General features: G+C 62.1%; 17 protein-coding genes and 1 riboswitch. Of the genes, 14 read left to right on the forward strand and 3 right to left on the reverse strand.

Going from position 1 to position 23,610, the window contains the following annotated elements:
- The 3 genes from MJ643_RS14430 to MJ643_RS31575 form a co-directional block, all read left to right on the forward strand.
- Positions 1–892, forward strand: an 892-nt coding sequence (locus tag MJ643_RS14430) for a hypothetical protein (RefSeq protein ID WP_247726843.1), incomplete at its 5' end; no start/stop codon positions are given.
- On the forward strand, positions 889–3,072 hold the full coding sequence (locus MJ643_RS31570) for a calcium-binding protein (RefSeq protein ID WP_330142885.1): 2,184 nt from the start codon (positions 889–891) through the stop codon (positions 3,070–3,072). The genes MJ643_RS14430 and MJ643_RS31570, both read left to right, overlap by 4 nt.
- Positions 3,018–6,305, forward strand: a complete 3,288-nt coding sequence (locus MJ643_RS31575) for a S8 family serine peptidase (RefSeq protein ID WP_330142888.1) — start codon at positions 3,018–3,020, stop codon at positions 6,303–6,305. The genes MJ643_RS31570 and MJ643_RS31575 overlap by 55 nt, the downstream gene beginning before the upstream one ends.
- Before the next feature lie 115 nt (positions 6,306–6,420).
- Here the strand turns inward: MJ643_RS31575 and MJ643_RS14445 are convergent, their stop codons facing one another.
- Positions 6,421–7,857 carry a TolC family outer membrane protein gene (locus MJ643_RS14445; protein WP_003258125.1) on the reverse strand — a complete coding sequence of 479 codons (1,437 nt, stop codon included), beginning with the start codon at positions 7,855–7,857 and terminating at the stop codon, positions 6,421–6,423.
- Positions 7,858–8,017: 160 nt separating this feature from the next.
- Positions 8,018–8,124: riboswitch (TPP riboswitch) on the forward strand.
- Positions 8,125–8,277: 153 nt separating this feature from the next.
- On the opposite strand from MJ643_RS14445, the gene thiC reads away from it, so the two are divergent.
- Together thiC and cytX are read left to right on the forward strand one after the other, a co-directional pair.
- Positions 8,278–10,158: a phosphomethylpyrimidine synthase ThiC gene (gene thiC, locus MJ643_RS14450; protein ID WP_015272025.1), complete on the forward strand. Its 1,881-nt coding sequence runs from the start codon at positions 8,278–8,280 to the stop codon at positions 10,156–10,158.
- A 165-nt stretch (positions 10,159–10,323) separates the two neighbouring features.
- On the forward strand, positions 10,324–11,607 hold the full coding sequence (gene cytX, locus MJ643_RS14455) for a putative hydroxymethylpyrimidine transporter CytX (RefSeq protein WP_038410175.1): 1,284 nt from the start codon (positions 10,324–10,326) through the stop codon (positions 11,605–11,607).
- Here cytX and MJ643_RS14460 read toward each other — a convergent pair.
- Positions 11,576–12,322: an RsiV family protein gene (locus MJ643_RS14460; RefSeq protein ID WP_023660486.1), complete on the reverse strand. Its 747-nt coding sequence runs from the start codon at positions 12,320–12,322 to the stop codon at positions 11,576–11,578. The genes cytX and MJ643_RS14460 overlap by 32 nt on opposite strands.
- Positions 12,323–12,507: 185 nt before the next feature.
- Between MJ643_RS14460 and MJ643_RS14465 the strand changes: the two genes are divergently transcribed.
- The 9 genes from MJ643_RS14465 to MJ643_RS14505 all read left to right on the forward strand — a co-directional run bounded on the left by MJ643_RS14465 (position 12,508) and on the right by MJ643_RS14505 (position 21,894).
- Positions 12,508–13,125 (forward strand): NUDIX domain-containing protein, encoded by a 618-nt coding sequence (locus MJ643_RS14465; protein WP_024087817.1) that lies wholly within the window; start codon positions 12,508–12,510, stop codon positions 13,123–13,125.
- Positions 13,116–13,568 carry a DUF1249 domain-containing protein gene (locus MJ643_RS14470; protein ID WP_016501905.1) on the forward strand — a complete coding sequence of 151 codons (453 nt, stop codon included), beginning with the start codon at positions 13,116–13,118 and terminating at the stop codon, positions 13,566–13,568. Before MJ643_RS14465 ends, MJ643_RS14470 begins: the two co-directional genes overlap by 10 nt.
- An 85-nt stretch (positions 13,569–13,653) precedes the next feature.
- On the forward strand, positions 13,654–14,454 hold the full coding sequence (cpdA, locus tag MJ643_RS14475) for a 3',5'-cyclic-AMP phosphodiesterase (RefSeq protein WP_023660488.1): 801 nt from the start codon (positions 13,654–13,656) through the stop codon (positions 14,452–14,454).
- A gap of 241 nt (positions 14,455–14,695) precedes the next feature.
- The gene (locus MJ643_RS14480) at positions 14,696–15,304 is read left to right on the forward strand and encodes a YqiA/YcfP family alpha/beta fold hydrolase (protein WP_003258136.1); all 609 of its coding nucleotides are present in this window, start codon (positions 14,696–14,698) and stop codon (positions 15,302–15,304) included.
- Positions 15,305–15,339: 35 nt separating this feature from the next.
- Complete coding sequence (gene parE / locus MJ643_RS14485) at positions 15,340–17,244, forward strand: DNA topoisomerase IV subunit B (RefSeq protein WP_015272020.1); 1,905 nt, start codon at positions 15,340–15,342, stop codon at positions 17,242–17,244.
- Complete coding sequence (locus MJ643_RS14490; protein WP_013974455.1) at positions 17,241–18,227, forward strand: esterase-like activity of phytase family protein; 987 nt, start codon at positions 17,241–17,243, stop codon at positions 18,225–18,227. Before parE ends, MJ643_RS14490 begins: the two co-directional genes overlap by 4 nt.
- Positions 18,224–18,742: a TIGR02281 family clan AA aspartic protease gene (locus tag MJ643_RS14495; protein ID WP_024087816.1), complete on the forward strand. Its 519-nt coding sequence runs from the start codon at positions 18,224–18,226 to the stop codon at positions 18,740–18,742. The genes MJ643_RS14490 and MJ643_RS14495 overlap by 4 nt, the downstream gene beginning before the upstream one ends.
- A 10-nt stretch (positions 18,743–18,752) precedes the next feature.
- The gene (gene parC / locus MJ643_RS14500) at positions 18,753–21,011 is read left to right on the forward strand and encodes a DNA topoisomerase IV subunit A (protein ID WP_013974453.1); all 2,259 of its coding nucleotides are present in this window, start codon (positions 18,753–18,755) and stop codon (positions 21,009–21,011) included.
- A 172-nt stretch (positions 21,012–21,183) separates the two neighbouring features.
- Complete coding sequence (locus MJ643_RS14505; protein ID WP_031324184.1) at positions 21,184–21,894, forward strand: PqiC family protein; 711 nt, start codon at positions 21,184–21,186, stop codon at positions 21,892–21,894.
- A gap of 158 nt (positions 21,895–22,052) precedes the next feature.
- Here MJ643_RS14505 and MJ643_RS14510 read toward each other — a convergent pair whose 3' ends face one another.
- Positions 22,053–23,516 carry an AhpA/YtjB family protein gene (locus MJ643_RS14510; RefSeq protein WP_038410174.1) on the reverse strand — a complete coding sequence of 488 codons (1,464 nt, stop codon included), beginning with the start codon at positions 23,514–23,516 and terminating at the stop codon, positions 22,053–22,055.
- Between the last annotated feature and the right edge of the window lie 94 nt (positions 23,517–23,610).

A 23,610-nucleotide genomic window follows, 5' to 3' on the forward strand; every position in this document is an offset into this window, starting at 1 on the left:
TTGGTGTCCGGGGATTTTGCCAAATCAGGAAGTCTTTTTCAGGATTTCCCTAGTGCCTGATATAGGTAGGCTGGCTCTAGGGGGGGTAATGGTTACGTTCAAATATTTTTTGTTTTTTTTGAAGGTGCTGCTCGGGAAGCTGAGTGCGATGGGCAGATTTTTTGGTCGTGTGTTGTGGCGCCTCAGCAAGCTATTGTTATTTCTAAGTATGGTCTGGCTGTTGGTTGCCGTTGTTACTATCTCGCCTTGGCCACCTAATAAATTCACTACCCCTAATCCAATGGTGTGTGGAAGGATTTCAGGTGTTGTTTATGAGCTTCCTAGGAAATATGTAATCTACTGGCCGGAATATGAAGGTGAGAGTTCCTGGGAGCCGGGTTTCGTAAACAACAAAAAAGGCTGTGGTGCGTATCTGGTCTCGCTCTATATGGCAATGAGTTGGCCGGAGATGCAGCCTGTCCCTTACGGTGAGGCGACATCTTTCAGTTTTGGTGGCCTGACCGTTGCCGTCGAGCCCTGGGTTCATGGGGCTACCGGGTTAAAAAAAAGACTCAAAAGTTATCTTCGGGCAACCCCGATAACAGCGGTTGAACAGGCAACTTACGAGCCAAGCATTGGAATGACATATGTAGAGGGTGTCAGTAGAGTTTTCCCTGAAGATAAGCAGGACTTTTTCTGGCTGGAAAAGAATGGGTGCATGCAATACATAGTTTATTGTGTAAGGGCATATGATGAATATAATTCCTACTGCGATTTGAAGTTTGTGCTTTCTGGTGGGGATGCTCTTGTGAGTGTTAGGTTTCTGCGGGGTAAGCTAGGTGAGTGGAGGAGTGTGGTAAATAGAGTTGAGGGATTTCTAAAGCGAAGTGTAAAACAAGGAGAAGGTAAATGATCAGGCTCGAGGTTGCAGATATTGAAGAGGCGAGTGTCGCTCTTGAGAGTAAGGGGCCGTCAGCGATGTACGACCTGTTGGCTGCTAAGGGAGATAAATATGCAGTTCTCGCAAATGGCGTTGCTCGTGGTGATTCAGTTGCAGGTGTTGCGGCAATAAACTATATGAAAATGGTGGCTGCTGATGCAGGGCGGCCAATGTCAGATAGTGATGTGGATGCGATTAGAGTCGCAATGGCGCGGGGGTACTTAAGGATACTAGCGGATAAGGTTGCTGATGGTCCTATAGTTGAGCAGGTTCGGCAAAGTGAAGTGTCAGCTTTTCACGCTGAAACCTTCACTTCTCTGGGCTACCCCGAGAAGGCTTGGACCTTGCACCCAGTATTCAAGGTAATGGCGGATGCTAGCAAAGAAGACTATTGGCGGATCGTGCTTTCTTCGTCAGGTGATCTTATAGACGAAGGGCTGCTTTCTTTACGTACTCATCGAATGATGGCAATGGCATCAGTAATTACAGATGCCGAGAATCGCTTACTTGCGAAAGAGTGGATCTCCCGAGTCGAGTCACCCTCGGCGGTCCCTGACTTGATAAACGCTACGGCCAATGCGGTTTTCAATTCCATCGAGGCCAGCCTCTCAGCTTTGATGGTCTCTGAGCCTATTCCAAATGAAACGCTCAAAATCGAAATCACCCCCGCAACCGAGTCCCGTCGCGACCTCCAAGGCCAAGACGACATCCGCAACGACGTCTCCAATGGCTACGTTGACCGTCGCTTGACCCACAGTATCGCCTTCACCGACAAAACCCTCGACAACACCGACTTCACCTCCGCCCAGTTGGGCAGCCTGGCCACCGGTGGTATCCGTCCCGGCGAGATCCAGCTCGACCCCAACGTGCGGCCGAACCAGCACCTGGCCCAGTTCTATCGGGAGGGTAGCGAACAGCCGGACTTCAGCCTGCGTAACGCAGTGGTGCTCAACGGGCTGGCGGCGATGACAACGGTGAACACCTTCGTCGACCCTCTGTTACTCGATCTGAGCGGACAAGGTGTGGGCTTGGCCGGTATCGAGGACGGCGTGCTGTTCGATGTCGATAACAGCGGTACGTTACGTCGTACAGGCTGGGCAGATCGTGTGACCGGGATGCTGGTACATGACAACGGCACCGGGCAGGTGAGCAACATCAGCCAACTGTTTTCCGAATACTACGCAGGCAAAGCCGGTAGTGATGGCAGTTCCGGCGAAACACCGTTCAAAGATGGCTTCGCCGCCCTGGCAAGCGTGGACGCCAACGCCGATGGCAGTATCAACGTTGAAGATGCTGTCTGGGCACAATTGAAGGTGTGGGTCGATGGCAACCACGACGGGCGTGCCGATGCCGGAGAATTGAAGGCATTGCAGGAGCATGGCATCAGCCAAATCAAGCTCGGTCAGGTCGAACCGGTGGGGGAAGCACGTCAGGGTAACCAGGTCATCTCCCGCAGTGCATTCACCATCAATGGCGAGGACCGGGAAGTACTGGCGGTGAGGTTCCTCGCTGATACCGTCGGCAATCGGATCGAGGCTCAAGGTGGCAGTACGGTACTGACTTCATCAAGCGGGCCCACTTCCCGGCGGGCTTACATCAGCCAGAGTCCTCAAGGCAGCACTCTGGACGCCGCCGCGCTCGGCGTGGACACGCTTTACGGCGCCGCAGGCGATGATGTCTTGACCGCAGCCCCGGGCGGCAGCTGGCTGGTTGGCGGCGCTGGCAGCAATACCTATCACGGCGGGGCGGGCGATGATGTATTCGTGATCAGTGCCAGTGACGACTGGGCGAACATGCACGGCAATGGCGGGCGTGACACGGTGCTGATCGTGGGGGAGCAGGGCGTTGGGCTGAACATGGCCAAGGCCGGGTTGACCATCGCGCAAGGAGGGAGGGGTAGGGACATCATCGCCAGCGGCGGTCAACGCGGAGTTTTCATCAAGGGCGGCTCGGGCGATAGCTTGCTATCGGTGGCGGTGGCAACGATGTGCTCGTCGGTGGCAGCGGCCGCAACGACATCATTGGTGGTACCGGCAAGTCCGTTATCTACGCAGGCCCAAATGGGGATCGCATCCAGGCCTCGGCGGGCGGCAGCATTATTTACGCTGGTGGTGGCGCGGATCGGATTGCGGGTGGGGCGGCCGATGACGTGATCGAAGCCGGTCGGGGCGATGCCACGATTGATGGAGGCGCGGGAACCAACTTGGTCAGCTTGCATGGTGCACACGACGAGTACCTGATCACGCGTACCGAATCGGGTCACCAGATCACCGACACCGTGGCGGGGCGAGACGGCCGCCTGACCCTGAGCAACATCCAGAAGCTCAGCTTCGCCGATATTGCCGCTATCGATCTTCTCGGCGCGGGCGCCATGCCAATCGGCGACAGGCTGTCGCCTGAGCAACTGGCTACTTTCACCAGCACTGACGCCGCGCTGATAGTCCCTGCGACGGTGCTGCTGGCCAACGACCAGCCATTCAACAGCAGTGGGCCGTTGCGCATCGCGTCGGTCAGTGCTGGCAAGGGCGCTACAGTGCGGCTGAACGAACAGGGTGATGTGGAGGTCACGCCGTTACCTGGCCATGACGGTGATGTCAGTTTCCGCTACGACTTGGTCGATGCGGCGGGCAACGCCTCCATGAGTGTTACCGAGGTGGGCAGCGGTGCATCGGCGCCCTTGCGCGCGACGGTAACGTTGCGCCATGAGCAATCGCCTGGTGACCCGCTCTCTGGGCGGCAGTGGTATCTGGACGAGATCGATGTCGCGCCAGTATGGCGTGACTTCACGGGCAAGGGCGTGAGGATCGGGCAGTTCGAGCCTGGCGGTGAATTTGCCGTCGCGCCGGAAATCTTCGATATCGAACACCCCGATCTCAAGCCGAATATCGACCCCATCTGGCTGCAAACCCAACGTACCAATGGCACGCTGGCTGCCCTGGCGTCCAATCACGCCACCCAAGTGGCGGGTGTCATGGTTGGAGCGCGCAATGATCAAGGGGGAATCGGCATTGCATACGATGCGAAGATCGGCGGGCACTACCTGGCCAACAAAGGCGACGACCTGACCAACTTGGGGCAAATGGTCAACTACGACATTGCCAACAACAGTTGGGGGTTCAAAAAGGACTTCGCATTGGGGAATGTTCCGGAAGGCAAGGTCGATACCGCTCTGGCGCTCGCTTTCAGTACTACACTTGCGGCCACCAATGGTCGTGGCGGGCTTGGCACCATCGTCGTCGCCTCTGGCGGCAACCAGCGCGACAAAGGTGGTAGTGCCCAGGGCTCGCTGACCAACAACAACCGCCACGCCATCGAAGTAGCGGCCATCAATGCAAAGGCAGACCTCTCGGTGCTGCAAGCTGCCACTGCACCCTTTTCCAACCCAGGTTCCAGCTTGCTGGTCGCCGCACCAGGAAGCCATGTGTTGTCCACTGGCGTCAGCCTTGAAGCGGAGCGCGGTGCATCGGTGGGCAGCGCCTATAGCACGACCCAGGGCACCAGTTTCGCTGCGCCGATTGTATCAGGCGTGGTGGCGTTGATGCTGCAGGCCAATCCGGGGCTCGGTTATCGGGACGTCCAGCAGATCCTCGCACTGTCTGCGCGCAAGGTAGATGACGCTTCCACCCAATGGGCCTACAACGCAGGGCGCAACTGGAATGGCGGTGGCATGCACACCAGTCACGACTACGGTTTTGGTATGGTCGATGCCCGTGCGGCTGTGCGTCTTGCCGAGTCATGGGGTAGCCAGGCGACCAAGGCCAATGAACGGGTGCTGACCGCTGCCAGTGAGCCGCTTGCCCACCAGGTTGCGGCGGGGCAGGTCGCGACTTTGTCCTTGACCCTGCCGGCTGATGTGCTGGTGGAGCATGTGGAGGTCGATATCCATTCGATGGTGGGCCGTCTTGGTGACATGACGCTCACGCTGGTGTCGCCTGGCGGCACGAGGAGCGTGCTGCTCGATCGCACGGGCAAGGCACCGGGCTCCGGTGATGACGATCTGGGCGATTCGCGCTCAGGAGCGTTCAAATATGGGTTCATGTCGACCCATCATCGCGCAGAGCGCTCAGCAGGGGAGTGGAAACTCGAGGTGCGCAATGCCGATGCTGGTTTGCCGTTGACACTCGATCGCTGGACGTTGCGCCTCGTTGGCAGCCCCGGCACCATCGATGATACTTATTACTTCACCGATGACTATGCGAACCTGGTGGCAGAAAACGCCGGGCGAGCGGTGCTTGACGACGCAATCAGGGGCACCGCTGGCGGGCGTAATACGTTGAATGCGGCTGCGGTAAGTCGCAGTATTTCGGTGGATTTGGCCAGCGGCAGTGCCAATATCGCCGGAGCGGCGCTGACCATAGCCTCTGGTTCGGTGCAGAACCTCATCAGTGGCGACGGCGACGATACCTTGATCGCTGGGCCCGCCGGGGCATTACTGGATGGTGGCCGTGGATACAACCTGCTTAAGGGCGGAGAGGGTACTGACCGCTATGTTATCCACAGGCGTGCAGCCGGAAACGATGTACTCGAGCAATTCGAAACTTCGCGTGAAGTGATCGATCTGGTCGGTTTTGGTGGTTTAGGGTTTGCTGACCTGCAGATGCGACAGGACGGCAATGCGGCTGTGCTAGACCTTGGCGATGGGCAGAAGCTGACGCTTGCGGGCAAACCGATCGCCGAACTGCAGCCAGCGAACTTCCGCTTCCTTGACGCATTCACTGCTGCGCCAGGTTACTTCGAGGGCAGCCCTGAAGTGCAGGCGCCCCCGCCTGTCAACGCGAATGTTCTGCTTACCGGTGGTGCAGATGGCGTGTCGCTTACAAGCGACGAATCGGGGCAGTTGGTGGCTTCTCTGGCAGGCACGATCTATGCCCCGCCAACGGTTGCGCCCAGCGTGTTCCTGGTGACAAAACAAGAAGGCGTGGGCGATTACAGGAACACCTTGCGGGGGTTCCGGCACGGTATCGACAAGATTGACCTCAGCCAGGTAGGCATCAGTCGCTTCGAGGATCTGCAGGTCAGCAAAGTCGAGCGCTTCATGCTCAATGACTTTGCGCAGATTCATGGTGTGGCCGTTGATACCCAGGCAGTGCCGGGGCAGGAAGGTATCGTGAATATACTGTACCTGGATGCGCTCGAAGTTGCGCAAGTGACAGCGGAGGACTTCATCTTTGCGCAGCCGGCAATAGTCACCTCTGAAATGGTTGCCATGCCTGAGGCCTCGGCCCTTTCAGCGGGGGCATCTCTGTTTGCTGTCGAGCACTCGCTGCCGAGCCTGGGAAATCTTGTTGATGCAATGGCTGCGTTTGCCCCTGAGCCGGCTGGCTCTGCGCTGATCGGGGATATGTCGGTTCAACGCATCGACTCGACGATCGCCGTAGCGGCCTAGTCGCTGTCCTGTAGCGGCTGGAGTGATATTTGATGGCCCTATCGCCGGCACGCCAACTCCCCCAGGTTACCCCGCGGTGGGAGCGGGCTTGCCAGCGACTGGTCCAACACCTATCTCAAGGCCTGCGCTCGAAGTTCTTCGCCGCTGCAGCCGCCAGGTCCGGCGGCAGGAAGTCCTTGTCCGGGTTGTAGTCCGGTTTGAGGTACCGCTTGAGGTCCTGCAGGTCCTGCGGGCTCAAGGTGCCGGCTGCCTGTTTCAGGCTCAGGTTGTCGAGGATGTAGTCATAGCGGCTGTTGTTGTAGTCGCGCACCGAGGTGTACAGCTGACGCTGGGCGTCAAGCACGTCGACGATGTTGCGGGTACCCACCTGGTAGCCGATCTCGGTGGCTTCCAGCGCGCTCTGGTTGGAGATGATCGACTGCTTGCGCGCCTGCACCTGTTCCACGTCGGTATTCACTGCGCGGTGCAGGTTGCGGGTGTTTTCCACCACCTGGCGGCGCAGGCTTTCACGCTGCTGCTCGGTCTGGCTCAGGCGCTGGTAGGCCTCGCGCACCTGCGAACTGGTCAGGCCGCCGCTGTAGATCGGGATGTTCAACTGCAGGCCGATGCTGGTCTGCTCGACGTCGCCGCTATAGCGCGTAACGGGGGCCGGTGCGGGGTTGGTGAAACCGAAGTTGTCGTTGTCACCCTTCTGATACTTGGCAACTGCGTCCAGGGTCGGCGCGTGGCCGGCCTTGCGCTGGCGCAGGGTTTCCTCGGCAGCGACGACCGCGTGGTTGGTGGCCAGCAGGTTGAGGTTCTGGCGCCCGGCGGTTTCGACCCAGGCCTTGGCGTCGTTGGGCGTAGGCACCTGCACTGGCAAGGTATGGACCACGCCTTGAATCGACGTGTATTCCCGGTTGGTCAGGGTCACCAGGGCCTCGAAGGCATCCTGTACCTGGCGCTCGGCAATGATTCGGTTGGCCCGCGCCGTGTCGTAGCTGGCCTGGGATTGCAGCACGTCGGTCTTGTCGGAGAGGCCGACGTCGAATCGTTCGTTGGACTGGTCCAGCTGGCGCTTGAAGGCCGCTTCCTCGGCCTTGGTCGCGGCCAGGTTATCCTGGGCACGGAGCACGGCGAAGTAATTCTGCGCGGTTTGCAGGATCAGGTTCTGCTCGGTCGCCGACAGCTCCAGCGCCGCCTGTTCGTTGACCGCTTCGGCTGCCTGCAACTGGAACCAGCGATCAGCGCGGAATATAGGTTGCGCCAGGGTTGCGCTCCAGGTGTTGCCGCTGCGGTTGCTGGTGGCCGATGGTTCGTCCAGCTTGGTGCGGGTGTTCAGCATTTCGGCACCGGCCGACAGGTTAGGCAGCAACCCGGCGCGAGCCTGCGGTACCACTTCGCGGCGGGCGCCGTAATCGGCGCGGGCCGCAGCCAGGTCAGCGTTGTTGTCGACCGCCTCCTGATAGACGCTGACCAGGTCGGTTTTCACTGTAGTGGGCACGTCCGCTGCCCAGACCACTCCGTTGGACGCACAAGACACGGCTATTGCCAGTGAGAGTTTGCGCAGCATAGAGGCAATCCTTGTACGAAATTTAATTACTGAACTGTTGAGTATCGAGCGACGGGCCAGTGTAGTGCCATGCGCACCCGGCAACAATCGCTCGGGGTGCCTTTCATCATCCGCGCATTTACCTGCTTGGCTTTGCCGACCACTCCAGTCTAGACTGCGCATGTTCTTGTCGGGGTGCCTTGAAGCAAAGGCTGAGATCGCAAAGTTGCGGATCCCGTTGAACCTGATCAGGTTAGCGCCTGCGTAGGGAACAAGATTGCTCGCCTTCCCGGGGAGCCTCTTGTGCCAGGTCCGGGAATGTCGCAGCTGCATGCAGCTTCAGGCACCCCAAATCCGGCACTGCACCCATCAAGGGTGCGTCCGCGCCTTTCAGGTTCACCCCGACATTCCACTGCTAGGAAGCCGTCTGGAGAGCCTGTGATGACCAAACAAGAAAAAGCGATCAACCTCAGCGAATCGGCACAAGTCGATCAGCAGTCCGTGCAACCGTTTCCGCGTTCGCGCAAGGTGTATGTCGAAGGCTCGCGCCCGGACATCCGCGTGCCCATGCGTGAAATCAGCCTGGACGACACCCCGACCGATTTCGGTGGCGAGTCCAATGCCCCGGTGCTGGTCTACGATACTTCCGGCCCGTACACCGACCCTAACGTTGTCATCGACGTGCGCAAGGGCTTGGCCGACGTGCGTTCGGCGTGGATCGAGGCACGCGGTGACACCGAGCGCCTGGCCGGCCTGAGCTCCGACTTCGGCCAGCAGCGCCTGAACGATGCCGAACTGGCCAAGCTGCGTTTCGCCCACGTGCGCAACCCGCGTCGGGCCAAGGCTGGTGCCAACGTCTCGCAGATGCACTATGCCCGCCAAGGCATCATCACTGCCGAGATGGAGTACGTGGCCATCCGCGAAAACATGAAGCTGCAAGAGGCACGTGCCGCTGGTCTGCTTGACGAGCAGCACGCCGGCCACAGCTTCGGGGCCAACATCCCGAAAGAAATCACTCCTGAGTTCGTCCGCCAGGAAATCGCCCGTGGCCGCGCGATCATCCCAGCCAACATCAACCACCCGGAAGTGGAACCGATGATCATCGGCCGCAACTTCCTGGTGAAGATCAACGGCAACATCGGCAATAGCGCCCTGGGTTCCTCGATCGAGGAAGAAGTGGCCAAGCTGACCTGGGGCATCCGCTGGGGTTCGGACACGGTCATGGACCTGTCCACCGGCAAGCACATTCACGAAACCCGTGAGTGGATCATCCGCAACTCGCCGGTGCCGATTGGTACCGTGCCGATCTACCAGGCCCTGGAAAAAGTCAACGGCGTGGCCGAGGACCTGACCTGGGAGCTGTTCCGTGACACCCTGATCGAGCAGGCCGAGCAGGGCGTGGACTACTTCACCATCCATGCCGGCGTACTGCTGCGTTATGTGCCGCTGACTGCCAAGCGTGTCACCGGTATCGTCAGCCGTGGTGGCTCGATCATGGCCAAGTGGTGCCTGGCACACCACAAGGAAAACTTCCTGTACACCCACTTCGAAGAAATCTGCGAAATCATGAAGGCCTACGACGTCAGCTTCTCGCTGGGCGACGGCCTGCGCCCCGGCTCGATTGCCGACGCCAACGATGCCGCGCAGTTCGGTGAACTGGAGACCCTTGGCGAGCTGACCAAGATCGCCTGGAAGCACGACGTGCAGTGCATGATCGAAGGCCCCGGCCACGTGCCGATGCAACTGATCAAGGAGAACATGGACAAGCAGCTGGAATGCTGCGACGAGGCGCCGTTCTACACCCTCGGCCCGCTGACCACCGATATCGCTCCTGGCTACGATCACATCACCTCGGGCATTGGTGCGGCTATGATCGGCTGGTTCGGTTGCGCAATGCTCTGCTACGTCACGCCCAAGGAACACCTGGGCCTACCAAACAAGGATGACGTGAAGACCGGCATCATCACCTACAAGATCGCCGCTCATGCCGCCGACCTTGCCAAGGGCCACCCGGGTGCGCAGATTCGTGACAACGCCTTGTCCAAGGCACGCTTCGAGTTCCGTTGGGAAGACCAGTTCAACCTCGGCCTGGACCCAGACACTGCCCGTGCCTACCACGACGAGACCCTGCCTAAGGAATCCGCCAAGGTCGCGCACTTCTGCTCGATGTGCGGGCCGAAGTTCTGCTCGATGAAGATCACCCAGGAAGTGCGTGAATACGCCGCCAAGATCGAAACCGTGGATGTGACGGTCGAGCAAGGCATGCGTGAGCAGGCCGAGCGGTTCCGCCAGGAAGGCAGCCAGCTGTATCACAAAGTCTAAGACCGCTGGGGCCGCTTTGCGGCCCTTTCGCGACGCAAGGCCGCTCCCACAGGGACCGCGCAAGGCTTGAGGCCAGCGCGGTTTTTGTGGGAGCGGCCTTGTGTCGCGATACGAGGACGCAGTCCTCGCCAGGAACACCAACAACATTGCCGGCGAGCGCCAACCATGACATCACCCAGCCAATTTTCCCCCGACCACCCGGTCCCCACCGCCCAGCGCATCTTCGGCGCCCGCGACCTGTTCTCGCTATGGTTCTCCCTCGGCATCGGCCTGATGGTGCTGCAGGTCGGCGCCATGCTGGCCCCTGGCCTGGGCCTTGCCGGCGCGGTGCTGGCTATCGCCCTGGGCACCGGTGTGGGTGTGCTGCTGCTGGGGGCTGCCGGTGTCATCGGCAGCGATACCGGCCTGTCGGCCATGGGCACGCTGAAACTGAGCCTGGGTGGCCATGGCGCTCGCTTGCCGGCGCTGCTCAACCTGTTGCAACTGGTGGGCTGGGGCGCGTTCGAGATCATCGTGATGCGCGATGCCGCCAGCCTGCTGGGTGCGCGGGCGTTCGGCGAAGCCAGCGCCTGGAACAGCCCTGTGCTCTGGACCCTATGCTTCGGCGCCCTGGCCACCTTGCTCGCAGTCGGTGGGCCGCTGGCGTTCGTGCGCAAGGTGCTACGCACTTGGGGTATCTGGCTGCTGCTGGGCGCTTGCCTTTGGCTGACCTGGAACCTGTTCGCCAAGGCCGACCTTGCGGCACTGTGGAACCGGGCCGGCGACGGATCGATGTCGCTGGCTGTGGGTTTCGACATCGCCATCGCCATGCCGCTGTCCTGGTTGCCGCTGATCGCGGATTACTCGCGCTTTGCCCGTAACGGCAAACATGTATTCGGCGGTACGGTGGTGGGCTACTTCATCGGCAACACCTGGCTGATGAGCCTGGGCGTGGGCTACACCTTGGCCTTCGCCGGCAGTGGCGAAGCCAACGCCCTGCTGCTGGCCCTCGCGGGCGCCGGCATGGGCATTCCACTGCTGCTGATTCTGCTGGACGAGTCGGAAAAGGCTTTTGCCGACATTCACTCGGCAGCCGTTTCCACCGGCGTGCTGGTGCGCCTGAAGGTCGAGCACCTGGCGCTGGCCATTGGCGTGCTGTGCACACTGATCGCCTTGCTGGCGCCACTGGCACAGTACGAGAACTTCCTGCTGCTGATCGGCTCGGTGTTTGCACCGCTGTTCGGTGTGGTATTGATGGACCATTACGTGATCCGTCGCCGCCGCTTGCCAGCACAGGTGCATGGCTTGCACTGGCAGGCACTGCTGGCCTGGGCGGTGGGCGTTGCCACGTACCATCTGATCGCCGCGCAAGCGCCGAACCTGGGCGCGACCCTGCCGGCATTGCTGCTGGCAGGGCTACTGCACGGGCTGCTGAGCTTCAGCCGCGGCCGGGAAACAGCTCGGGCTTGAGCACGCCATTCAGGCGTGGGTACGGGATCTTCAACTCCACGTGGCCCATGGAGTAGGGCGCGATGGAATAGACCTCGTACTTGACCACCACCGCGCCGTACGTCAGGGCGACGTGCGGCGACTGCTTGAACGGCCAGGTCTTGATGAACTCGGCATCCTTGTCCATGCCTACGCTGATCAGCCAGGCGTGGTGCGATTCCTCGACGGTTTTCCAGAAGGTGTCTTCCTGGCCGGGCACCAGCATGTCCTGCAGGGTCAGCACCTTGTCCAGCTTGCGCGAATAGTTGATGAAACCACGCCCGGGCATGCCATGAGCGCCGCCGCTGTCCAGGTAGCTGGACAATTCGATGATCACCAGTCCGTCATGCTGCTCGCGTACCTTGGCCTGCAGGTAGCTGCTGTTGCGCTTGTCGGCACTGGCCAGGTACTGCTGCTCGTAGGCTTGCAGGGTGGTCGGTGCGTTGCCGCGCTGGTTGTCTTCGGTCAGTTGCAGCAGGCGTTTCTCGACGATGCCATCGAGCTTGGGCAAGGCCGGGAAGTGGATCATGTCGATGTTCACCAGCGGGCAGTCGCTTTCGCTGCAGCCGGGTTTGACATGCTCCCAGGCATCACGCTTGACCTCGAGCGGCGCCCGGTAGTTAGGCGTGAACAGGCTTTGGCAGGCACCCAGGGCCAGGGCCAGCACAGCCACGGAAGTCAGTTTGACAAGTGTCATGAGGATCCTTGCAGAACAGGGAAAAGTCGGCCTTTGACCGTCTGCGCGGCCTTCAGTTCGCCACTAAGCTAACAGAGAGAAGGCGCGCTGTCCCGAGTGCGCGAACGGTTGCCGGAAAGGGGTGAAACCGGCAGGCGTGCAGAGTAGGATGGCGCGATGCGGTATTCGAGGTAATGAGGATTTCCATGTCAGACGCGTTGAACTCAGTGCCCAAGGGCTTCGAAATCATTGAGCGGGCCAACTGCTTCCAGGGCTTTTACAAGCTCGACAAGCTACGCCTGCGCCACGAGTTGTTTGCCGGGGGCATGGGCCGCGAGATCAGCCGTGAACTGTTCGTGCGCCATGATGCGGTGTGCGTGCTGCCGTACGACCCGTTGCGCGATGAAGTGGTGCTGATCGAGCAGTTCCGCGTTGGTGCACTGGGCAAGGTCGACAACCCCTGGCTGATCGAGATGGTGGCCGGGCTGATCGACAAGGACGAGCAACCCGAGGAAGTCGCCCACCGCGAAGCCGAAGAAGAAGCCGGCCTGGCCTTTAGCGCCCTGTGGCCGATGACCCGTTACTTCCCGTCGCCCGGTGGCAGTGACGAGTACGTTCACCTGTTCCTCGGCCGTTGCAGCAGTGAAGGGGCGGGCGGCCTGCATGGCCTGGAAGAAGAGGGCGAGGACATTCGCGTGCGCGTGTGGTCGTTCGAGGATGCCATGCAGGCGGTGCGCGACGGGCGCATCTGCAACGCGGCGACCATCATCGGCCTGCAATGGCTGGCGCTGAACCGTGATGAAGTACGAGGTATGTGGAAGTGAACCTGCTGCGCGAGCGTTATCGGGTCGACCTGGTCGGGCTGCAGGCAGCCTGCGAGGCCAACTACGCCCGGCTGATGCGCCTGTTGCCCGACATGCGCACCACCCAGAGCTCGCGCCGCATCGGCATGACCCAGGGCGACCAGATGCTCGGCGTGCTGGTGCTCGACGTGGTGCTGGCCTGCCCGTACACCACCACCCTGCACGTGCGCCAGGAGCACAGCCTGCCGTGGTTGCCGGTACCGCACCTGGAAGTGCAGGTGTACCACGATGCGCGCATGGCCGAAGTGGTCAGTGCCGAACACACCCGGCGCCTGCGCAGCATCTACCCGTATCCGAACGAGGCCATGCACCAGCCGGACGAAAAGGCCCAGCTCAACCTGTTTCTCGGTGAATGGCTGAGCCATTGCCTGGCCTGTGGCCACGAGCTGGCAAGCGTTCGCTGAATTGTGACGTGGTTTGGGTACGGGTGTTTGCTCGCACCCGTTGTACAGCCATAATTCGCGCTGAATCCGTTCGAGGAGACGGCCGTTGCCGCAGCCAGACCAATCGCGCCCCGTGCATGTGGTGCAACTGACCGATGCCCACCTGTTCGCCGACCCGGCCGGCAGCATGCTGGGCCTCAAGACCCGTGACAGCCTGCGCCATGTAGTGGCCCAGATGCGGCGGGAGCAACCGCTTGTCGACCTGCTGCTGTGCACTGGCGACCTGTCCCAGGACGCCAGCGTGGCGTCCTATGAAGCGTTCCGTGAGCTGACCGCACCGTTTGCCGCGCCCACCCGCTGGTTGCCTGGCAACCATGACGAGGCCCGAGTCATGGCGCAAGTGGCACCGGAGTTGGTACAGGCGGTGACCGATATCGGTGCGTGGCGCATCGTCATGCTCAACACGGCCGTACCCGGGGCGACGCATGGGCTGCTGGAGGATGACCAGCTGGCAGTGCTGGAAACGGCCTTGCGAGAGGCGGGTGAACGGCATTGCCTGGTGTGCTTCCACCATCAGCCGGTGGATATCGGCTGTGCCTGGATTGCGCCGATCGGCTTGCGCAATGCCCAGGCGCTGTTCGATATCGTCGAGGGGTACCCACAGGTACGGGCGCTGCTGTGGGGGCATGTGCACCAGGAATGGGATGAAGTGCGCGACGGTCGTCGCCTGCTGGCCACTCCGTCGACCTGCATCCAGTTCGCGGCGCGCAGCGAGGATTTCAAGGTGAGCGAGGAGCAGCCTGGATACCGCTGGCTGCTCCTCCACGCCGACGGGCGGTTGGAGACCGGGGTGGAGCGGGCGCTGGACTTCGAAGTGAAGCTCGACTTCGATAGCCCTGGTTATTGAGGGTTTTGGGGCCGCTGCGCAGCCCTATCGCGACACAAGGCCGCTCCCACAGGGGTACGCGATCTCCTGTGGGAGCGGCCTTGTGTCGCGATAGGGGCGCAAAGCGCCCCCGGCACTCTCAAAGCTGTTGAAGAATTTGTTGCTAAAACCCCTGTGCGGCGCCAAAACCCGGCGAACGCGCTACACTGCGCGTCCCTGCGCCCATATCACCGGGCGCGAAGCCACAGATTCCGGGGGCAGCATGTCGGGTTCCATCCTCTATATCCATGGCTTCAACAGCTCGCCACTTTCGACCAAGGCGCGCCAACTCGAGGCCGTGATGCAGCAACTGGGCCTGTCGGCCCAACTGCGGGTGCCCGCCTTGCACCACCACCCACGGCAGGCCATCGCCCAGCTCGAAGCGGCCATCGCCGAACTGGGCGCACCATTGTTGGTAGGTAGTTCGCTCGGCGGCTACTATGCCACCTATCTGGCCGAGCGCCACGGCCTCAAGGCCTTGCTGGTGAACCCGGCGGTAACACCGCACAAGCATTTCGACGGCTACCTGGGCACCCAGCACAATCACTACACCGGTGAAGCGTGGGAGCTGACCCACGATCATGTGCAGGCCCTGGCCGAGCTTGAGGTACCAGCCCCGGTGGATGCCAGCCGCTATCAAGTGTGGCTGCAGACCGCCGATGAAACCCTGGACTATCGCCATGCCGAGCGCTATTACCGTGCTTGTGCCCTGCGCATCCAGGCCGGTGGCGACCACAGCTTCCAGGGCTTCGCCGAGCGCCTGCCGGCACTGCTGGCCTTCGCCGGCATTGCCCGTGGGCAGTACGCAGCGCTCGATTTTTCTGTATTTTGACTTTTTTGCATTCACCAGACTGACGACGAGACCCTATGGCCACTCCCAGCGCTAGCGCCTATAACGCAGACGCCATCGAAGTCCTCTCGGGCCTTGACCCGGTCCGCAAGCGGCCGGGCATGTACACCGATACCAGCCGCCCCAACCACCTGGCCCAGGAAGTCATCGACAACAGTGTCGACGAAGCCCTGGCCGGTCATGCCCGTTCGGTACAGGTCATACTCCATGCCGACCACTCGCTGGAAGTCAGCGACGATGGCCGCGGCATGCCGGTGGACATCCACCCGGAAGAGGGCGTGTCCGGGGTCGAGCTGATCCTCACCAAGCTGCACGCCGGCGGCAAGTTCTCCAACAAGAACTATCAGTTCTCCGGTGGCCTTCACGGCGTGGGCATCTCTGTGGTCAACGCCCTGTCGACCCAGGTGCGCGTGCGCGTAAAACGTGACGGCAACGAATACCAGATGACTTTCGCCGATGGCTTCAAGGCCAGCGAGCTGGAAGTGGTCGGCTCGGTCGGCAAGCGTAACACCGGTACCAGCGTGTACTTCAGCCCCGACCCCAAGTACTTCGATTCGCCGAAATTCTCCATCAGCCGCCTCAAGCATGTGCTCAAGGCCAAGGCCGTGCTGTGCCCGGGCCTGCTGGTCAGCTTCGAGGACAAGGCCAGCGGCGAGAAAGTCGAATGGCACTATGAGGATGGCCTGCGTTCCTACCTGGTCGATTCCGTCAATGAGTTCCAGCGCCTGCCCGACGAGCCGTTCTGCGGCAGCCTGGCCGGTAACAAGGAAGCGGTGGACTGGGCCTTGCTGTGGCTGCCAGAAGGCGGCGACAGCATCCAGGAAAGCTACGTCAACCTGATCCCTACCGCCCAGGGCGGTACCCATGTCAACGGCCTGCGCCAGGGCCTGCTGGATGCCATGCGTGAATTCTGCGAGTTCCGCAACCTGCTGCCGCGCGGTGTGAAGCTGGCGCCGGAAGACGTCTGGGAGCGCATCACCTTCGTGCTGTCGATGAAGATGCAGGACCCGCAGTTCTCCGGGCAGACCAAAGAGCGCCTGTCGTCGCGCGAGGCGGCTGCCTTCGTTTCCGGCGTGGTCAAGGACGCGTTCAGCCTGTGGCTCAACGCCCACCCCGAGCTGGGCATGCAACTGGCGGAGCTGGCCATCAGCAACGCCGGGCGCCGCCTGAAGGCCAGCAAGAAGGTCGAGCGCAAACGCATAACCCAGGGCCCGGCACTTCCCGGCAAACTGGCCGATTGCGCCGGCCAGGACCCGATGCGCGCCGAACTGTTCCTGGTCGAGGGTGACTCGGCCGGTGGCTCGGCCAAGCAGGCTCGCGACAAGGAATTCCAGGCGATCCTGCCGCTGCGTGGCAAGATCCTCAACACTTGGGAAGTGGACGGTGGCGAAGTCCTGGCCAGCCAGGAAGTGCACAACATCGCCGTGGCCATTGGCGTCGACCCGGGGGCCACCGACCTTGCGCAGCTGCGCTACGGCAAGATCTGCATCCTCGCCGACGCCGACTCCGACGGCCTGCACATCGCCACGTTGCTGTGCGCACTGTTTGTCCAGCACTTCCGCGCCCTGGTCGAGGCCGGGCATGTGTACGTGGCCATGCCGCCGCTGTACCGCATCGACCTGGGCAAGGAAATCTACTACGCACTCGACGAGGCCGAGCGTGACGGTATCCTCGATCGCCTGGTGGCCGAGAAGAAGCGCGGCAAGCCACAGGTCACCCGCTTCAAGGGCTTGGGCGAGATGAACCCGCCACAGCTGCGCGAGACCACCATGGACCCGAATACCCGGCGCCTGGTGCAACTGACCCTGGACGACGTGCAGGCCACCTGCGAGCTGATGGACAAGCTGCTGGCCAAGAAGCGCGCGGGCGACCGCAAGAGCTGGCTGGAAACCAAGGGCAACCTGGCCGAGGTCATGGTTTGATTCGGCGGCTTCTGGCTGCCTGCCTGGCGCTGGTTGCCCTGCCGAGCCTGGCGGGCAACTGGCCAGAGTTGAAGCTGAGCGCCGAGCACCCGATCGAAGGCATGCGCGGTGGCAACCTGTCTGGCCTGGTGGAATGCCGGGGCGGGCTGTGGGGCGTATCCGACCGCGACGACGACCGCATCTACCGCTTCGACCAGCAAAACCCGACCTGGCGCGCGCAGCCGCTCACTTTCACCCCGCCAGCGGTGCCGGAAAGTGGCCTGCCGTGGGGCCTTAAGTCGCGCAACTGGGCGGCGTCGTATATTCGTGGTGGCGAGCTGGATTTCGAAGGTATCAGCTGTGACCAGGCGGGCAACCTGTACCTGGTCAGCGAAGCTCATGCCGCTGTGCTGCAACTGCCGCTGGAAGGCGAGGCGGACTGGTTGAAGATCGACCCGGCCATGGTTCGTCAGGCCCGGGCCAGCGGCATGCTGCTGAACTTCAACGCCTTGTTCGAAGGTCTGGCGATCAACCCGGCAGGTGACCGCCTGTGGCTGGCCGCCGAGCGCGAGCGCCGTGGCCTGGTGGCTATCGAGCGCCAGCAGTCGGTGTGGACCTGCGGCCGCAGCTGCGTGTTGCTGAGCGAGGCCGGGGTCGAAATGCAACCGGCACAGATGCCCAATGCCCAGGCACTGTCGCGCGACTTCGCCGACCTGGCCTGGTTCGAAGGCAAGCTGTTCACTCTCGAACGCAATGCCTACCGCGTCTGTCGTCGGGATACCGACAGCGGCATGGTCGAGCGCTGCTGGTCGTTCGCTGCCGATGCCCTGGTCGAGTCGCGTCGCTACCAGCAGCCGTTCGGTCTGGCCGAGGCCCTGGTGATCGATGCCAAGGGCGCCTGGATAGGCGTGGACAACAACAACGGCGCCCGCGCCGATGGCGAAGCACGCCCGATCGTCTGGCGCTTCGATGCGCCGGAAGGCGGATGGAGCGCCAAGCCATGAGCCAGGCACCGGGCAAGCGGGCTGGCAAGGTATTGATGATCGTCGCCTGGGCGGCGGCGCTGTTCCTTGCCACGCGTTTTTTCGGCCAATGGGAAGACAGCCAGCGCAACCCCAATGCCCAGGTGCAGTCGGCGCATGGCGAAGGCTTTATCGAGGTGCGCCTGCTGGGCAACGGCCAGGGCCACTTCGTGATGGATGGCGCAATCAACGGCCAGGTGGTGCATTTCATGCTCGACACAGGTGCTACCGACGTGGCCATCCCCGAGGCGCTGGGCCGCGAGCTGGGCCTGGAGCGTGGCAGCCCGGTGCAGCTCAGTACCGCCAACGGCCGTACCGAAGGCTACCGCACGCGCCTGACCAGCCTGCAGCTGGGGGATATCCGCCTGCAGGACGTGCGCGCCATCGTGGTGCCGGGCCTGGACGGGCAGACCGTATTGCTGGGCATGAGTGCCCTGAAACAACTTGAATTTACCCAGCGCGGCGGCACCATGCTGCTGCGCCAGAACCTGAAATGACGAGGCCCGCATGAGCGACTCACTGGAACTCAGCCTGGATGGCGTAGAACGCCGCTCGCTGGCTGACTTCACCGAACAGGCCTATCTCAACTACTCCATGTACGTGATCATGGACCGCGCCTTGCCGCACATCGGCGATGGCCTGAAGCCGGTGCAGCGACGCATCGTCTACGCCATGAGCGAGTTGGGGCTCGATGCCGATGCCAAGCACAAGAAGTCGGCGCGTACCGTCGGTGACGTGCTCGGCAAGTTCCACCCCCACGGCGACTCGGCCTGCTACGAGGCCATGGTGCTGATGGCCCAGCCGTTCAGCTACCGCTATACCCTGGTCGACGGCCAGGGCAACTGGGGTGCGCCAGACGATCCGAAGTCGTTCGCCGCCATGCGTTATACCGAAGCGCGTCTTTCGCGCTACGCCGAAGTGCTGCTCAGCGAAGTCGGCCAGGGCACCGTGGACTGGGTGCCAAACTTCGACGGCACCCTGCAGGAGCCGGCCGTGCTGCCTGCGCGCCTGCCCAACATCCTGCTCAACGGCACCACTGGTATCGCCGTTGGCATGGCCACTGACGTACCGCCGCACAACCTGCGTGAAGTGGCCACGGCCTGTGTGCGCCTGCTCGACGAGCCCAAGGCCACCATCGAGCAGCTGTGCGAGCACATCCAGGGGCCGGACTACCCGACCGAGGCCGAGATCGTCACGCCGCGGTCAGAAATCCTCAAGATGTACGAAAGCGGCCGCGGCTCCATCCGTATGCGCGCCGTCTACCGCGTCGAGGATGGCGACATTGTCGTCACCGCGCTGCCGCACCAGGTCTCCGGGGCCAAGGTGCTGGAGCAGATCGCTGCGCAGATGCAGGCCAAGAAGCTGCCCATGGTCGCCGACCTGCGTGACGAGTCGGACCACGAGAACCCGTGCCGCATCGTCATCATCCCGCGCTCCAACCGTGTGGATGCCGATGAGCTGATGCAGCACCTGTTTGCCACGACCGACCTGGAGAGCAGCTACCGGGTCAACGTCAATATCATCGGCCTGGACGGCCGGCCACAGCTGAAGAACCTGCGAGCGCTGCTGCTGGAATGGCTGGAGTTCCGTACCGCTACCGTCCGTCGTCGCCTGCAGCACCGCCTGGACAAGGTGGAGAAGCGCCTGCACCTGTTGGAAGGCTTGCTGACCGCGTTCCTCAACCTGGATGAAGTTATCCACATCATCCGTACCGAAGACCAGCCCAAGCAGGCCCTGATCGCCCGTTTCGACCTGACCGAAATCCAGGCCGACTACATTCTCGAGACCCGCCTGCGGCAGCTGGCACGCCTGGAAGAGATGAAGATCCGCGGCGAGCAGGATGAATTGCTGAAGGAGCAGGCCAAGCTGCTCGCCCTGCTGGGCAGCGATGCCAAGCTGCGCAAGCTGGTACGCAGCGAGCTGATCAAGGATGCTGAAACCTATGGCGACGACCGCCGCTCGCCGATCGTCGAGCGTGCCGAGGCCAAGGCGCTGTCGGAAAACGAGCTGATGCCGACCGAGCCGGTCACCGTGGTGCTCTCGGAGAAGGGCTGGGTGCGCTGCGCCAAGGGTCACGACATTGATGCCACCGGCCTGTCGTACAAGGCCGGCGATGGCTTCAAGGCCGCTGCTGCCGGGCGCTCAAACCAGTTTGCCGTGCTCATCGATTCTACTGGCCGCAGTTACTCGCTAGCCGCCCACAGCCTGCCGTCGGCGCGTGGTCAGGGCGAACCACTGACCGGCCGCCTGACGCCACCACCGGGGGCCACCTTCGAGTGTGTGCTGTTGCCGGACGACGATGCACTGTACGTGGTGGCTTCGGACGCTGGCTATGGCTTCGTGGTCAAGGGTGAAGACCTGCAGGCCAAGAACAAGGCCGGCAAGGGCTTGCTCAGCCTGCCCAACGGTGCCAAGGTCATGACCCCGCGCCCGGTGGCCAACCGCGAGCAGGACTGGCTGGCGGCGGTTACCACCGAAGGCCGTCTGCTGGTATTCAAGGTCAGCGACCTGCCTCAGTTGGGCAAAGGCAAGGGCAACAAGATTATCGGGGTGCCGGGCGACCGGGTGGCGAGCCGTGAAGAATTTGTTACCGATCTGGCCGTGATAGCAGATGGCGCGACGCTTGTATTGCAAGCCGGCAAGCGTACCCTATCTCTGAAAGCGGACGACCTGGAGCATTACAAGGGCGAGCGCGGACGGCGCGGCAGCAAACTGCCACGCGGGTTCCAGCGGGTCGATGGGTTGCAGGTGGAAGTGCCGGCGTAAGCGGTTGAAATGTCTGGAGCGGCAATTTCAGCGTCGTTCCGGGCAGAAATGCTGGAGTCGGACGGTTATTTCGCGGATGATATGGCCCTTGCGGTGCCGGCGTGGCCGTGTGCCCGTTTGAATTTATGTGTATCACTGCGGTTGGCCTTTTGGCGACCGCCTGGATGGGATGATGAAATTTCTGCGCCTTCCATTTGCGCTGTTGATGACTGGCCTGCTGGGCCTTGGCGGGTGCACCATGCATCAGCCGGTTGCCCTGTACCAGCTCGACAGTGGTGATCCTGGCCAGCCTTCGCAGAGTGCGGGCATGGCCGTGGTGCTCGGTCCGGTATCGGTTGCCGATTACCTGCAACGTGAGACGTTCCTGCAGCGTCAGGCCGATGGCAGCCTGAGTTCGGCGACCGACGGTCGTTGGGCCGGCAGCCTTTCGTCGGATATCGACCAGCTGCTGGTGCGCCAGCTCGCCTGGCGCCTGGACAGCCAGCGCGTGGTGCTGGCCCCGGCGGCTGCCGGGTTCAACCCGGATGTACAAGTGCTGCTGTCGATCACTCGCCTGGACTCGGGCAAGGACCAGCCGGCCGTCCTGGATGCCCAGTGGCGCCTGTTGGACCGCCGTGGCCATGTGCGTGACAACCGCATCGTTCACCTCGAACAGCCACACGCGGGCAGCGAGGCGTCGCAGGTGCAGGCCCAGGGCCAGTTGCTTCAGAAACTGGCCGAACAGCTGAGCACAGCGGTCAAGCCTCTGGCTAACCAGCCGGCGATTGCCGAAGAGTCGCCTAAAAAATCGGCTGCTCCGGTGCAGGTGAAGAAGACGCCTGAGAAATCCAAGATCCCGATGGCTGCGCCGATTCGAACCGATATGGAAGTCTACCGGTTCTGATCTAACTGCCAGATACGAAAAAGCCCGCATCATTGCGGGCTTTTTCGTATCTGCAGTTTTTGTACTGTATGTGCTGGTCTCTCGCGGGTGAACCCGCTCCCACAGGTTGGTGCAGGCCCTGTGGGAGCGGGTTTACCCGCGAAGAAGCCAGCCCGGTATCAGGCCCGGCGTTCGTGCATCCGCGCCAGCTGACGCTCCAGCATCGACGGGTAGGGTTCCATCAGGCGCTCCACGCAGCAGGCACCCTCGGGGCTGGCAATCGGGCGAATGCGGGCGCGCTGGCGAATCAGCGTGTCATCGCTGATCTGCCGTTCTACCAGCAACAAGTTGCGACTGTGCTGCGACAGTGCCAGAGCGTCCTGGGCCTTTTCGGCCATCAGCAGGTCTACCAGCTCCAGCCCTTGCAGGTCGTTACCCAGAGCAAGGCCCAGCTGCAGCTGCAGGGTAATGCCGCTGTCCGCTACCTCGATCTGCAGGGCATGGCCCAAGGCGCGCAACAACTCGCCGCAGCAGATGGCGTTGGTCAGGTAGTCCTCGCCGCAGTCGCGGCTGTGGAACAGCACCAAGGTGCTGCCGTCGTTGAGCGTGTGAGTTTCACCGTCGTAGAGTGAGGCTGCATGTTCCAGGCAATCGCGGTAGCGCTCGGTCAGTTCGGTCAGGCGCGTGCGCGGCAGGCGACGCAGCTGCTCCTGCGAGCCCAGTTGCACGGCAAGCACGGCGCTGTACTGCGGCTCGTCGGATTCGACCACGGCGGCCTTGGGCGCGCTTTCGTCGTCCAGCAGGCCGGCGAAGGCTTCATCGTCATCCTCGTCCGCCTGGGCGGCAAGCTTGGCGCGCGGTGCGACTTTGGCTGCCGGGGCAGAGTCGTGCAGGTCGTCGAACTGCTCGTCTTCTTCTTCTTCTTCTTCGGGCTCCGGCTCAGGTGGCGGCGGCGGGGCCAGGCGCGCGTGCAGCTGGCGGGCGATGTCGCCGATCTCGTCCTGGCGGTCGGTGGCCGGGGTATAGGGTTGCGGGTCGCGCAGCCACACCCGCAGCTGCAGCAGCGGCAGGGTGATGAAGCGGCCCTGGCGCAGGCTCAGGGTCAGCGCCAACACCAGCAGGATGGCGGCAAGGATGCCCATGCTCTGCAGACTGATCAGCATCGGCTGCTGGAACTGGCTCATGTCCAGGCTGATGCGCAGTTGCCCGGCGGTCACGTCCTGGAAGGTGATCTTGGTCTGGTACAGGCCTTCGGCCTCGCCCAGCAGGCTGTTGCGCGGGCGCTGGCCGGCTTCCGCGAGGATGCGGTTGTCCACGCTGTAGATCGCCGCATGGGCCACCAGTGGGTTTTTCACCAGGTTGCCGAGCAGAACGTTGAGGCTGAGGATGTCGTTGGCCACCAGCAACTCGGTCGCCGAGGTGGCGGTCTGGGTGGTCAGGCTCTGGCCCAGAGCATCGGCCTGCTCGTGCATGGCCTGCTTGAACTGCAGGCCCATCACGCAGGCGTAGATCACCAACGCCAGCGCCACCAGGAAAATGTTGGTGCAGGCGATGCGTAGTGCCAGCGGCACGCGACGTTGACTCAGGGCGCGATAGATCATCAGGAAGAAGTTGTCTGCTTTGACGGGCGTGGGCCGGTTCACTGAGCTCGGCTCTTAATGGCATGAAAGTGTGGGGCAGTATAGCGAGCCGGGTTTTGTCGGCAAAGTATCGTTGGCGCCCGACGGTCACGGAAAA

Origin of the sequence: Pseudomonas sp. PNPG3 (genome assembly GCF_023093815.1) — a bacterium.
Taxonomy (GTDB): domain Bacteria; phylum Pseudomonadota; class Gammaproteobacteria; order Pseudomonadales; family Pseudomonadaceae; genus Aquipseudomonas; species Aquipseudomonas asiatica.